We start from the raw sequence: 13,020 nt of genomic DNA, 5'->3' as shown, positions 1-13,020 counted from the left end.
CATGTTCGTGGCCTTCCTGCGTGAACGCTATCCCGTGGCCGTGGTCTCCCTGTTTGGCGCCTGCGCCTTTCTCGTCACCGGCCTGCTCGATTCGTCCGGCCTTGCCGCCGCCTTTTCCAACAGCGCGCCGATTACCGTGGGGGCGATGCTGGTGCTGTCCGGCGCCTTGGTGCGCACCGGCGCGATCGAGGCGATCATCAATGTCATCGTCGCGCGGGCCGAACGCCACCCGCGGCTGACCCTGGTCGAAGTCTTCGCCGGCATGCTGGTGGCTTCGCCCTTCCTCAACAACACGCCGGTCGTCATCATCATGATCCCGATCATGATACGCCTCGCGGAGGTTACCGGCATTCCGGCCAAACGTCTGCTCATGCCGATGTCGGTGCTGGCCGTGCTGGGGGGCTGTCTGTCGCTGATCGGCACCTCCACCAATCTGATCGTTGACGGGATCGCGCGCGATGCGGGTCTCGCGCCATTCGGCATTTTCGAGATCACGCCCTATGGCTTCGCCGGGGTTATCGCCGGCATCGTCGCCATGCTGTTGCTGGTGCGATTGCTGCCGAAAGACCCGATCAAGGGCGATGGCTCATCATCGCAGATTCCTGATTTTCTGAGCGAACTCGCGGTGCGGGCAGACAGTTCGCTGATCGGAAAAACGCCGACCACCCTGCCGCTGTTCAAGCGCAATGTGAAGCTGCTCGGCCTCAAGCGCGGCAGTGATGTGCTGCGCCACGGGCTGGACGAACGCCATCTGCGTCCGGGCGACCGGCTGGTGGTGCGCGCCAGCGCCGTCGAACTGATGACCCTGCGGACCGGGCGCGATTTCGATATCGGCATGGCCGGATCCTCTGCCCCACCCGCCAGCGCGGGCGATGTGGTGGAAACCATGATCGCCCCCTCCCACCCCTCGATCGGGCAGAGACTGGCCGATATTCCGTTTGTTCATCGGCTGCGGGTGCGGGTGCTGGGCGTGTCGCGACACAATCATCTGGCCGGGCCGGATTTGGCGGGCACCCGCATGCGCGCAGCTGACAGCCTGCTGGTGTCGGGCGAACGCAGAGAGATCGACCAGTTGCGCGACAATCCGCATTTGCTCGGGGTCGGCGTCACGGCCACCCGCGCGCTGCGGCGCAAGAAGGCGCCGATCGCAGTGGGTGCGCTGGCGGCCACGGTGACGCTGGCGGCGCTGAACATCATGCCGATCGCCATGGCCGCGATCATCGCCATCGGCGTGATCCTGGCCACACGCTGCATCGATGCGGAAGAGGCCTGGGGATCGATCGACGGCGATGTGCTGATCCTGATCATCGCGATGCTGGCCGTGGGCACCGGACTGGAACAGGCGGGCAGCGTGCAGCTGATGGTATCCTGGCTCACCCCGCTGCTGACCAGTGCATCGCCAGCCATGCTGGTGTTCCTGGTCTATTTCATCACCCTGTTGCTGTCTGAATTGCTCAGCAACAATGCGGTTGCCGCCATCGTGACGCCGGTGGTGATCCAGCTGGCGCTGGATCTGGGCATCGATCCGCGCCCCTTGGTGATTGCGGTGATGATCGGCGCATCGGCCTGCTTCGCCACGCCGATCGGTTACCAGACCAACGCGCTGGTCTATCGCGCGGGGGAATACAGCTTCGCCGATTTCGTCCGCATTGGCGTGCCGACCAATATCATCGTCGGGCTGGCGGTGTGCGGGGCGATCCTGTTCCTGAATTAGAGACCCTCGCCCCCGACCCAATGCGCATTGGCGAGTTGACGGGCGAGGCTCCAGACCTGGCGGCGGATATCGGGGACGGCGATCATTTCCCACGCCTCCCCCTTGGTGATCGGCCCCACCGCGAACAGCCGGTCATGCCCGGTGCCATCGGCCCGCTTCACCCGGCCGACATGATCGACGTCGAGCCCCAGCCGATGCACGTCCGGGCGGATGGCACCTGTCGCCAGCAGACCCTGCAACAGCGCGTCCGGGCTTCGGGCCAGATCGCCAGAAGGCCCGGTGCAACCGATGATCCGGTCCACCGCCATGCGCGAAATGTCGTCGCTGCCGCGCGGCCGCCAGCCGATCCGCACGACATGGCCAGCCGGCTCTGCCGACAGCAGATTGCCGGCCAGAACCCGCAACCGGCCCTGTTTTTCCATCGCCGCCACGCGGTCCGCCACCTGCGGGGCAAGCCGGTGGCGGTGCACATCCCAGAAAGGCCGGCAATGCCGCAGGAAACTCGCCTGCGCGGCCGCGTCATGGCGGCGCCAGATGTGCTGCGTATGCGGGCGCAGTTCGTCGATCGCCCCGCGCCAGCCGATCTGCGCGGCGCGTTGCCGGATCTGACGAAGCAAGACGGTACCATCAGCTTGTGGGCGCGACACCGGCGCCACTGTCGGGCCGGTTTCCGCATGGCTGCGCGGACGCAGGCCCCGACGGGACAGGGCGGTGATCCGTCCCTGAAAACCAGCCCGATCAAGCGACACCGCAATATCGATCGCGGTCAGCCCCGTACCCACCAGCAAGATGTGATCCAGCGTATCGAGATCATCCAGCACGCCGGGTGTCCAGGGATCGGCAAACCAGGTTGGTTCCGACAATCCGGCCAGCACCGGATGCGGATCGGGCGGAAAATTGCCCAGTGCCAGCACCACTGCACGGCAGGGTACTTCATCGCCATCGGACAGGGTCAGCCTGGCCCGATCCTCATCGAAATGCGCGGCCACCACCTCTGCCGTCAGCACATCAGCCCGACCTGGGGCTGCAGCCAGCGTTTCGATCAGCAATTCGCGCAGATAATGACCATAGGCCAGCCGGGGAACGAAGCGGTTTTCCAGATCGCTGCCGGAAAAGCCCATCCAGCGTAGGAAATGGCTGGCATCGTCGGGCAGAGCGCTCATGTTCACGGCGCGCACATTCAGCAGATGTTCGGGCTGGCGGGTGCCAAAGGCCAGCCCCTTGGCCAGATTGGCGCCATCCCTCTCGATCAGCACCACCTTCACCCCGTGGCGCAGCAGATTGATCGCCAGCAATGTGCCGCTGAACCCAGCGCCAATGATGGCCACGGGCAGTTCACCCTGATTGCCTGTGGAATCCAAACTGCCGAATTTGCCTGATGCCGTCATGATCAACGCCCATGCAGGAGGCGCAGCCATTTCTCAACCGTTTTAATAGAGAATATAGAAATGCTTGCCACGCAGGGCTTTGGTAAAAGCAAAATCCTGTTGACGCCGGAATGCGCCGCGCTAGGAGCGGTGCCCGCTTCGGGCCGGAATTCCCCGGCTCTGCAGCAGCAGCTATCCGGGACGTCAACGTCAGGATATCATTGGCAAAACACGGTTCTCCCGTGGTGACGGCAATCAGGCGTCGGCCCTGCCCCACCCGGCCCCTTACCCGGCAGTTGCAGACCATGGCCTTTCCCCACCCCGCAGACGAGATTGCCCCCAGCTGCCCGGCCAATGCCGATGTGGTGGAGATTGCCAACCAGCTGCGCCAGGCGCGGCAGCAATGGCGTGACGGGCAGGACCGCCATATCGAATATGGCCAGCACGGCTTCCCCTCTCGCCACGCGATCGTGCGGGTGCTGGATTCGCTGAGTTCGGCGCTGTTTCCGCTGCGCCTGGGCCCGGCGGAAATCACGCCGGACAATGAAGATGCCTTCGTCATCGCCTCGCTGGAAACGGCGCTGCCGCTGCTCAGCTGCCAGATTCGCATGGAAATGGCCTATAACCAACGCTGCCAGGCAGATGGCGCTACGACGGATATCGACACGGAAACGCGCCGCATCATGGCCGGGCTCGCCAGCAGCCTGCCGGAAATTCGCCGACTGATCGATACCGATATCGAGGCGGCTTATTCGGGCGATCCGGCGGCGCGCAGCGTGGATGAGGTGTTGCTGTGCTACCCCTGCGTCACGGCAGTGATCCATCACCGGATTGCCCATACGCTCTATCTGCTGGGTGCACCGCTTGTGGCGCGGATCATCGCCGAGGTGGCCCATTCGCGCACCGGGATCGACATCCACCCCGGCGCCCATATCGGCGAAAGCTTCTTCATCGATCACGGCACCGGCGTGGTGATCGGCCAGACCGCGATCATCGGCAACAATGTGCGGATCTACCAGGCGGTCACGCTGGGCGCGCGCAGCTTCAGCACCGATGATGACGGCAACATCGTCAAGGATGAGCCGCGCCACCCGATCATCGAGGATCACGTGACGATCTATTCCGGCGCCACCATCCTGGGCCGGATCACCATCGGCCGCGGATCGGTGATCGGCGGCAATGTCTGGCTGACCCATTCGGTCGCCCCGGGCAGCCGCGTGCGCCAGAGCCGGCCGAGCATCGAGATCGATATGGCGGACCCGTTCGCTTGAGCGGGGCAACCGAACTCTCCGTTACCAGAACTGCTGTGTTGCCCGCATCGTTCACCCCCTTGCAGGGTGAGAGCCTTTGAAACGAAGCGCCCCATCTACCCCGATGACCAGCAGGGCGATGATGCCGATCGTAGCATTCAGCCATGCCGGCATCGGCGCCTCGACCTTGTTGAAACCGAAGACAATGGCGGGCACAATCGGGAGCAAGGGCAGCAACCGCAATGCGAAGCTGCCGTGCCGCAGGAACCTGGCGAGCAGCGCGGACGCCGCCAGACAAACAAACACCCCGGTTGTCGAAATATCCGTCATGCCGGAATTCTGCCACGCGCCTTGGGCCCTGGCAAGCAGTTGGCACAGGAGTAGGCAGCCCGGAACAATTCTGTTTCAGAATGCGATCGACCATAAATTACTGCGGGAATTTTCCAATTGTTTGATAGAGTTGCCAAGCCGACTTCGGCGCGCCTGACCGGCGGCCGCGCAGCCTGAAAACAGGCGAAGTTGGCGGGAGATGATGGCGAGGAATTCGGCGATGGGCACAGATACCCCGTTAAAGACCCGCAAGATCCAGATCGTCGTAGTAGGCGGCGGCGCCGGTGGGTTGGAACTCGTGCGCAGGCTTGGCGCGAAATATGGCCGCAAGCACCACGACATCATCCTGATCGAACGCAACCGAACGCATATCTGGAAACCCTTGCTGCATGAGGTGGCGGCCGGCGCGCTGGACGCCAATCTGGACGAGGTCGGATATCGGAGCCATTGCCACCGCTGGGGCTATCGTTTTTTCCTCGGCACGCTGGAGGGGGTTGATCGGTCAAACCGGGAGGTGGTGCTGGCCCCGCTGCTGGATGATGACGGGACCGAGCTGATCGGCCGGCATCGCATCCGTTACGATTATCTGGTGCTGGCGATCGGATCGGTCACCAATGATTTCGGCACCCCGGGAGTTAAGGAAAACTGCCTGTTCCTGGATGATCGGGCGGGGGCCGACCGGTTCCGCAACCTGCTGCTCAACCACTGCCTGCGCGTGTCGCGGGCGATGAGCCTGGACCGGCATGCCGACGAGCATGTCCGGGTGGCGATCGTCGGCGGCGGCGCGACCGGGGTGGAACTCGCGGCAGAACTGTTCAATTCAGCCGGGGCGCTGCGGCACTTCGGGCTGGAGGTGTTCGATGAAAGCCGGCTGAAAGTCAGCCTGGTCGAAGCGGGGCCGCGCATCCTGCCCGCCCTCCCCGCCCGGCTGGCCGCTGCAGCAGAGGGTGAATTGCGCGCGCTGGGGGTGGATGTGCGCGCCGATACTCGCGTGAAAGAGGCGGTGCCGCACGCGATCATCTGCGAAGATGGCGAACGGATCGAGGCAGATCTGCTGGTCTGGGCCGCCGGGGTAAAGGCGGCGCCGATGCTGGCCCGGCTGGGCCTCGAAACCAATGCCAACAACCAGCTGATCGTCAGCAACACACTGCAGACTACCCGCGACTTGCGGATCTTCGCCATGGGCGATTGCTGTTCCCATACCCGATCAGGGCTGGAACGTCCGGTCCCGCCCCGTGCCCAGGCCGCGCATCAGATGGCCAGCGCAGTGTTCCGCAACCTGGGCCTAATTATGCGCAGCAAAACTTTGAAACCATTTATATATCAGGACCACGGATCGCTGGTGTCCCTGAGCCGGTTTTCCACGGTTGGCAGCCTGATGGGCAATCTGGTCGGTGGACGCATGGCGATCGAAGGGCGGCTGGCGCGGTTTGTCTATACATCGCTCTACCGCATGCATCTGATTGCCATCCACGGCTGGGCCAGGGGCATGGCGCTGCTGCTGGTCGGCAGAGTCAACCAGATCGTCAGACCGCAGCTCAAGCTGCACTGACCTGACAAACAGCCAATCTCTATTATTTGAGTTGAGTTGATAGCACATCTGTGCAGAATTGTCAGATGAACGACTCCATAATGGGATCGGGCCGCGCGATCATGCGCCGGGGTGACGGGAGGATGCAAGACCATGGCCAGCACGCCGACCGGGATCACCCTTTCCCCCCGATCCCATGAACGCGCCAGCGAACGCGCGCGCGCCCTGTTGAGCCGATCCGATGCGCTGACCCCCGATGAATTCGGCGAGTTGGATGATTTGTTGAGAGAGGTGAGTTTCGTCGAATTCACGGCCCTCACCAGCAATCCTGCCTATCAGGCGCAATTGCGCGCTTACGAAGCACTTGCCCGCAGCACCGGCCGCTGGGTTCCCGTCGCTGCCAGCGCAGTCGGCATTGCCATTCTGGTCTGTCTGAGCACGCTGCTGCTGGGCTGACGCGCGCCGTTCCGGCGCGATGTCCGAAACTTCCTGTCTTCAGACAAGAAAGACCCGGGACGCAGGTCGGAGCGCCCCGGGTCAGTTGCGTCAACCGGTTGCGGACGGAACAACGTCAGGCAACCGGATCTCGGCTCAACTCAGAATCGGGTGGTCACCCCCGCGAAGAAGCGGCGGCCTGGCGAATAGTAACCAGAGCCCCCGGTGCCGGTGATCTGTTCGGCGAACACATTCATCACGCCCGCGCGCAGGGTCAGAAAATCAGTCACATCATAGGCTGCGTTCAGATCGAAGATGGTGTTGGCATTGGTCAGCGTGGTTCCGCCACCCAATTGCTTGCCCGTATACTGACCGGAGAAGAACAGACCGAGCCGCTCGGTCGGCTGCCAGTCGATCGATCCGAACACCGACCATTCCGGGGCTGTGATCAGGTTGGCGCCCGTATCAAGGTTCTTGGCTTCCATCATCCATGTGGCGTTGGCGCGAACGGTGATGGTTTCGGCCGGACGCAGCTGACCGGTCAGTTCCAACCCTTGTGTGCGGGCACGCTGGACATTGCGCATCTGCGTCCACCAGCGCCCTTCGAAGAAGCCGAGCGGAGCGTATTCGATCTTGTTCTTGAAGTCGGTGTAGAAATAGGTTGCTCCGAGCTGGAGCAGATCGGAATCCCACTGGGCACCCACTTCGTAATTGGTGCTTTCTTCCGGATCGAGATCAGGATTGCCCGCCATGTAGCAACCACCGGTGGTGTAGCCCAGGCCGACGAGCGACCTGCAGCCATTGCCGCCCGATTGGGTGGCGGCACCGGCGCTGTTTTCCTTCAGCGACGGGGCGCGGAAGCCGCGCGAAATGCCGCCACGCAGTGTCACCTGCTCGATCGGATGCCAGACCAGATAGGCACGAGGGCTGAAGTTTTCGCCATAGCGATGATGGCTGTCCAGACGACCGCCCAAAGTCAGATGCAGTTCCTTGACCAGTCCGATCTGGTCCTCAATGAACAGTGCCGCCGTGTGCCCGGTCAATGTGGCGCCATCGACGACATTGCCATCATAATCGATCGGAATGGTGCCGATGGTGTCGGTGTTGGTCAGCTCTTCTTCGCGATACTGCCCACCCACGGCCAGCTTGTGCGCGACCAGCAGATTGGCCTCGAAATTGATGAGGCCATCGATGATGAATTCCTTGAATTCCGCCGTGCCGCCTGAATCGGCCTGATCGGTGTTCACATAGGAATTGTGATAGATGTCGAGCCGCGAACTGGCGAAACCCCAATCCCCTTCATGACCCAGCCGCAGGCCGAGCCGCTCCGTATTCGAACCAAATGCGCTCTGCGCATTGCCATTGGCCGCCCGGGTCGTCGGTGCGATCGGGTCTTCCAGGCCATAGGTGACTTCGGCAGAAACATCATGCCCCTCTGCCGGGCGCCAGTTCAGCCCGCCGGTCAGATTGGTGCTGGAGACACCGGCTGCGCCATTGTTGCCGGCCAGGATCACCTCATCCGGATCGGTGCGGGCATAGGTGCCGCCCAGCGTCAGGCCGATGCTGTCGGTGATCGGGCCGGTGACATTGCCGCCGACCTGGTAGGAATCGCCCCGATCGGCCTGCTCCTGCAGCGTATAGCTGGCATTGGCCGAGCCGCGCCAATTGGGGGCGATCTTCCGGGTGATGATGTTGATCACCCCGCCCATGGCGTCCGAACCATAGATCGACGACATCGGGCCACGCACGACCTCGATCCGCTCGATCATGTCGGGCGAAATCCAGTTGAGGTTCTGCCGGCCCAGATCGGGGCGATAGGCGATGTCGCGTGAATTGCCGATGCGGCGGCCATTGACCAGCATCAGGGTGTAATTGTCCGACAGGCCGCGAATGGTGATCTTGGACATGGCGCCGGTCGGGCTGATGCCGCCGGTTACACCCGGCAAACGGCCGAGCAGTTCGCCCAGGCTCTGCACCGGCTGACGTTCGATCTCTTCACGGGTGATGACGCTGACCGATGCGGGGGCATCGCGAATATCCACGCCGGTGGCAGCGGCGGTGACGATGATCGTGCTGCCTTCCCTGTTTGTATCATCTTCCACGGCGCTTGCCGCTTCGCTGGTTGCGGCGACTTCGGCATGGGCAATGGCGGGCGCGAGAATCATGGCACCGCAAAGCATCAAGGCACGGGAAGAATTGCTGTTTACACGCATAACAAAGCTCCAGCCCACCAGGCGGTATCCCGCGCGGCAGGGGTATTTTTCTCTTGCTGGCTGGTCACCGCCGGCCATCGCGTCAGGCGATTGGCGGCAGCGAAAACTGCTGGCGGCGTAGCCTTACGCACGCCTGACCGGCTCCCCGGTCGGCCGCGATCAACCCGGCGGCATCACACAGCTTGCAAACCAGACTGCACAACAGGATGACGCCCCCTGCGCCCCCGTCACATCAAACCTCATGTTGTGTCCCCTACGACAAATCGCGACGTTTTGCTACATTATTGCGATTGCCTCGCGATAGCGACGGGTTCGGGGCTTTGCCTAATATCAGAATCGAATAACCCATATTCACGAAAGTATCGGCTGGGAGATCTTTTCCGCCCAAGCCACCCGGCGCCAGGGCCCGCCATATTCGGTGCCGCCAAACGGATAGCAGGTGCTGAGCGCCAGCAAAGGTCGATCCGGATCAAGGGGATAGGCGAATTCATCCCAGCGCAGCGTTGCAAATCCGGTGATGCGATATTGCTCTTCCTGGCCGGTCACCCATTCGATCCGGACCACATCATCCGGCTGCAAATCCCGGATGAACAGGAAGTGCGTGTCACGATGCGCCGCCATGACGGAGACCGGCTGTGTCCCGCTGCTGCGGCTAATCAACACCGGCGCACGCCGCAATTGGCCCTCCATATCGGCCGCTGCACCCAGAATGATCTCGCTGATCCCCAGCCGCTCCACCGTGAGTCGCGCAATCGGCCCCTGCGCCGGCAGGGTGACCGGAACCGACGTCTGGCGGACATTCAGCGCCGGGGCGGACACGGCTGCCGCGCGGTTGCTAGTTCCGGCCGGTGCTGACAGCACCGGCTTCGCTGCCCGGTTGAAGACAGCGCGTTGCTGTTCGAACTGCTGTTCCAATCCCTGCTGCGCCACATGCGCGGTGACCGGCACCGCCGCACCCTGCGCGATCATGCCCAGCCCGGCGGCGCAGCCGCCGAGGCAAGCGAGCAGGAAAAGGCCGCGCCCGATGGCGCGACCTCCTCCGAAATATCCTGCGATCCGGATCATGCTGCTTCCCCTTCGACACGGGTGCCGCGACGACGCCAGGTCAGCAGCCCGGCAATCCCGGCCAGCAGCAGCGCCAGCCCGCGCAAGATCGTTCCGACAAAACCTGTGCCGGTCTGCGGCAGATCAAGTTCCTGCATCTGTTCGGGCGGAGCTGCGCGGTTCACCGTTTGCGCGGCATCACCACCAAACAGCGCATCGAAATTCCACCCGCTCGGCAGCAGCAGTGGCAATTCTTCCTGCGTCAGCCGCGCGCCTTGCGGGCGGCTGGGTGTTTCATCCACCGCGACCAGGCTGGTCTGGCTGGTGACGATGTGGAAACCCAACCCCAGTTCGCGAACGGCGCCATCGGCTTCATCCTCCGAAATCTCCTGCGACCAGCGCTGCGCCTCGACATCGGCGACCCGGCGATTGGCCCAGAGCCGCGCCACGGATGGACTGTCCGCCGCGTCTTTCAACTCGACCGTCTGGCTCCAGCGCCGATCGCCGATCGTGCCGCTGACGACCAGCCGCCCTTCCAGCCCGTCACCCGGCCCCAGCAGCACCAGCGGTTCCCCGGCATAAAGCGTAGGCAGAACCCGGGGCGCGAGTTCGAGCGAAGTCCCCTCCACCCTCACGCTGATGTCGCGCATGGCCGGCGCCTTCAGCCGTTCGAGCAGCGCGGTCATCTTGGCCATCACTTCGTCACCGGTGCCGATATTGGTGTATGTGCCACGCCCTGCCTCCGCCATGCGGCGCATCAGGAAGTTGTTCGGCGCCGATCCGATGCCGATCATGAACACGCTGCTGCGCCCGCCATTGGCCGCAATCTCTGCCATCATCTCCTTCTCGTTCGACAGATCGCCATCGGTCAGGAAAATCACCTGCCGCAGCGCCTTGTCGGTCGGCCGGTCGTCCGTCAGCGCCGTGCGCAGGGCCGGCAGCATTTCGGTGCCACCCGTGGCCTTCAAATCTTCGGTAAAGCGCCGCGCGAGCGCGACCTGTTCCGCGCTGGCCAGAGTCGCATGATCGAACAGCGCGGTCAGCGTATCGTCGAAACGGATGATGTTGAACCGGTCTTCCGGACGCAGCGTGGTCAGCGCATGCAGCAGGCTCTCTTTGGCCGCCTCCATCGATCCGCCGCTCATCGATCCGCTGTTGTCGATCACGAAAATCATCTCGCGCGGGGGCAGCTTGCCAGCTTCAACCTCTGCCTGCGGGGTGATCGCAGCCATCACATAATCCTGCCCGCCGAGGGTCTGGCGAAACAGGCCCAGCGTCGGGTCGGCACTGGCCGAACGCCAGCGCAGTTCGAAATCGCGATCCGCCGGTTCCTCCCCTGCGGCCAGCGTGATGGTGCGCGCCTGCGCCCCCGCATCGGCGACCGAAATCCGGTGATAGGGGCTGATGATGTTGGCCGGCACGAAGCCCGGCGCCAGATGCACGGTGATCGACACCGGGTTCAGCGAATTGCCGAGCGCCGGGCTCGCCAGCGGTGCCGTGACCTGCGCCGCATCGGCCCGCGCCGCGCCATCGGTCAGCGTATGCGGCGGCACATAGCGCGGGCCGACCACCAGCGGCAGGCGCAGGGCGAATTCGCCGGCCAGCTGCCGCACCGGCGCCTGATATTCTATGGAGACCAGCACGGTTTCACCCGGGCCGATATTGGCGACCGAATTGCGGAACAGATTGGGCCGGCTCGATTCCACCAGCCCAGCCTTACGCCCTTCGGATCGTGCTTGATCATAAATCTGGCGCGCCTCTTCCCGCTCCGCGATCTTGCCGACGATCACCCGCTGGCCGACCACCATGTTGAGCGTATCGACCGCGCCATCATCGGGCAGCGGATAAAGATAGGTTGCCTCCATCCATTCATTGCTGGTGTTGCGGAAGGCCTGGGTCACGCGCACGCGCAGAATCTGCCCGGTCACGGTCACGTCCATATCGGTGCCCAGCCGCACGGCGGGCATGGCCGCCCCTTCCTTGCCCTGCAGCATCAGCGCGCCGCCGGCAGCGGGATCGGCGCCATCCTGCGCGCGCAGCTGGGTCGATACCAGGCAGCTCATCACCACGGCCATCAGCGCCATGGTGCCGATGCCGAGCCGGCGACGATGTTCGCGGGCGGCGGCGTTGGCAGAGATGCGGCGGCGGTTGGGGGTCGGCAACATGATCAGGCTCCTTCGGTTCGGGAGCCTGCTGACTAGACATGCACCATGCCGGACAGCCACGCGACATGCCCGCCACTTGCCGCCATCCCCGGCCAAGCGCGGCGGAAAGCGGCGGTTTCCGGCACGCAGCTTGACAGAATGTACGCAAATGTGCGGAATTGTCCGGGGAGAGAGCATGAACAGCACCACAGAACCGACCGGCACCGAGCACGAAGCCATCGCCGCCCGCCTGCGTGAAGAGCTGGCCCGGCGCCGCATTTCGCGTCAGGCGCTGGCCGATATGGCGCGGATCAGCCTGTCCACTTTGGAAAAGGCGCTGTCCGGCAGCCGCCCCTTCACCCTCGCCACGCTGGTGCGGATCGAAGATGTGCTGGGCACGCCGCTGCGCCATGCTGAAACCGCCCCACCGGCAGAGGCGGCGCTGGCGCCCGAACACATGGGTTCCTACAGCCGCCCGGCAGTCCGCTGGATCGAGGGCGAATATCTGACGCTGCGCCCGGCCTTCAGCGATCCCGAGGCGATCTATGCCTATCGCACCCTGATCCTGTGGGACGATGATGCCGGCCATCTACGCTTCACCGAACACGACCGGGCCGACAGCGCCTTCACCCAGGCCGGCTATGTCTCCATGCCCAATCTTTCCGGCCACACCTATCTGGTGACGAGCGAGGAAGGCCAGTACCGGATGATCATGCTGGGTCGCGGCACGCGGGAAAGGCGGATGTTCGGCCTGCTGACCACGCTGCAGGCGGGATCGGGATCGCAATTGCTGCCCGTGGCCTGTCCGATCGCGTTGGTGCCGATGGATCAGATGCCCGATCCGCAATTCGGGCTGATCGCCAGCAACAATCTGCACCATGGCGCCTGCCGGGAGATGCTGGATCAGGCGACCGGCAATGATTTCTGCCGCTGGTACGGCTAGATATGCGACGGGCCGGAAGCGGTTTTCCGCCCCGGCCCGTCACCCTCTC

Annotated in this window: 10 protein-coding genes; 5 read left to right on the top strand and 5 right to left on the bottom strand. The window is 63.7% G+C overall.

From position 1 onward, the window contains the following. The first annotated feature begins 1 nt into the window (after window position 1). The gene (locus GRI97_RS07195) at window positions 2-1,714 is read left to right on the top strand and encodes an SLC13 family permease (protein ID WP_235917635.1); all 1,713 of its coding nucleotides are present in this window, start codon (window positions 2-4) and stop codon (window positions 1,712-1,714) included. On the opposite strand, the gene GRI97_RS07190 is transcribed toward GRI97_RS07195, so the two are convergent. Next, window positions 1,711-3,102 carry an FAD/NAD(P)-binding protein gene (locus tag GRI97_RS07190; RefSeq protein WP_161390370.1) on the bottom strand — a complete coding sequence of 464 codons (1,392 nt, stop codon included), beginning with the start codon at window positions 3,100-3,102 and terminating at the stop codon, window positions 1,711-1,713. The genes GRI97_RS07195 and GRI97_RS07190 overlap by 4 nt on opposite strands. Before the next feature lie 284 nt (window positions 3,103-3,386). Between GRI97_RS07190 and epsC the strand changes: the two genes are divergently transcribed. After that, window positions 3,387-4,352 carry a serine O-acetyltransferase EpsC gene (gene epsC, locus GRI97_RS07185; protein WP_161390369.1) on the top strand — a complete coding sequence of 322 codons (966 nt, stop codon included), beginning with the start codon at window positions 3,387-3,389 and terminating at the stop codon, window positions 4,350-4,352. Window positions 4,353-4,403: 51 nt separating this feature from the next. Here epsC and GRI97_RS07180 read toward each other — a convergent pair whose 3' ends face one another. Beyond that, window positions 4,404-4,661: a hypothetical protein gene (locus GRI97_RS07180; RefSeq protein ID WP_161390368.1), complete on the bottom strand. Its 258-nt coding sequence runs from the start codon at window positions 4,659-4,661 to the stop codon at window positions 4,404-4,406. A gap of 220 nt (window positions 4,662-4,881) precedes the next feature. On the opposite strand from GRI97_RS07180, the gene GRI97_RS07175 reads away from it, so the two are divergent. Continuing rightward, window positions 4,882-6,213 carry an NAD(P)/FAD-dependent oxidoreductase gene (locus tag GRI97_RS07175; RefSeq protein ID WP_161390367.1) on the top strand — a complete coding sequence of 444 codons (1,332 nt, stop codon included), beginning with the start codon at window positions 4,882-4,884 and terminating at the stop codon, window positions 6,211-6,213. A 132-nt stretch (window positions 6,214-6,345) separates the two neighbouring features. Next, complete coding sequence (locus GRI97_RS07170) at window positions 6,346-6,648, top strand: hypothetical protein (protein ID WP_161390366.1); 303 nt, start codon at window positions 6,346-6,348, stop codon at window positions 6,646-6,648. A gap of 140 nt (window positions 6,649-6,788) precedes the next feature. Here the strand turns inward: GRI97_RS07170 and GRI97_RS07165 are convergent, their stop codons facing one another. The 3 genes from GRI97_RS07165 to GRI97_RS07155 all read right to left on the bottom strand — a co-directional run bounded on the left by GRI97_RS07165 (window position 6,789) and on the right by GRI97_RS07155 (window position 12,049). Then, window positions 6,789-8,792: a TonB-dependent receptor domain-containing protein gene (locus GRI97_RS07165; protein ID WP_202392600.1), complete on the bottom strand. Its 2,004-nt coding sequence runs from the start codon at window positions 8,790-8,792 to the stop codon at window positions 6,789-6,791. 399 nt (window positions 8,793-9,191) lie between these two features. Next, window positions 9,192-9,905: a class D sortase gene (locus GRI97_RS07160; protein WP_161390364.1), complete on the bottom strand. Its 714-nt coding sequence runs from the start codon at window positions 9,903-9,905 to the stop codon at window positions 9,192-9,194. After that, window positions 9,902-12,049, bottom strand: coding sequence for a marine proteobacterial sortase target protein (locus tag GRI97_RS07155; protein WP_235917634.1), 2,148 nt, complete (start codon window positions 12,047-12,049; stop codon window positions 9,902-9,904). The genes GRI97_RS07160 and GRI97_RS07155 overlap by 4 nt, the downstream gene beginning before the upstream one ends. A 175-nt stretch (window positions 12,050-12,224) precedes the next feature. On the opposite strand from GRI97_RS07155, the gene GRI97_RS07150 reads away from it, so the two are divergent. Further along, entirely contained in the window at window positions 12,225-12,971 is a 747-nt protein-coding gene (locus tag GRI97_RS07150; protein WP_235917633.1) for a helix-turn-helix domain-containing protein, read from the top strand. The last annotated feature ends 49 nt before the right edge of the window (window positions 12,972-13,020 follow it).

The sequence above is a fragment of the Croceibacterium xixiisoli genome, from assembly GCF_009827305.1.
Lineage (GTDB): Bacteria > Pseudomonadota > Alphaproteobacteria > Sphingomonadales > Sphingomonadaceae > Croceibacterium_C > Croceibacterium_C xixiisoli.
Note: the sequence above shows the minus strand (reverse complement) of the source record. Positions and strands in the feature narration are given on the sequence as shown.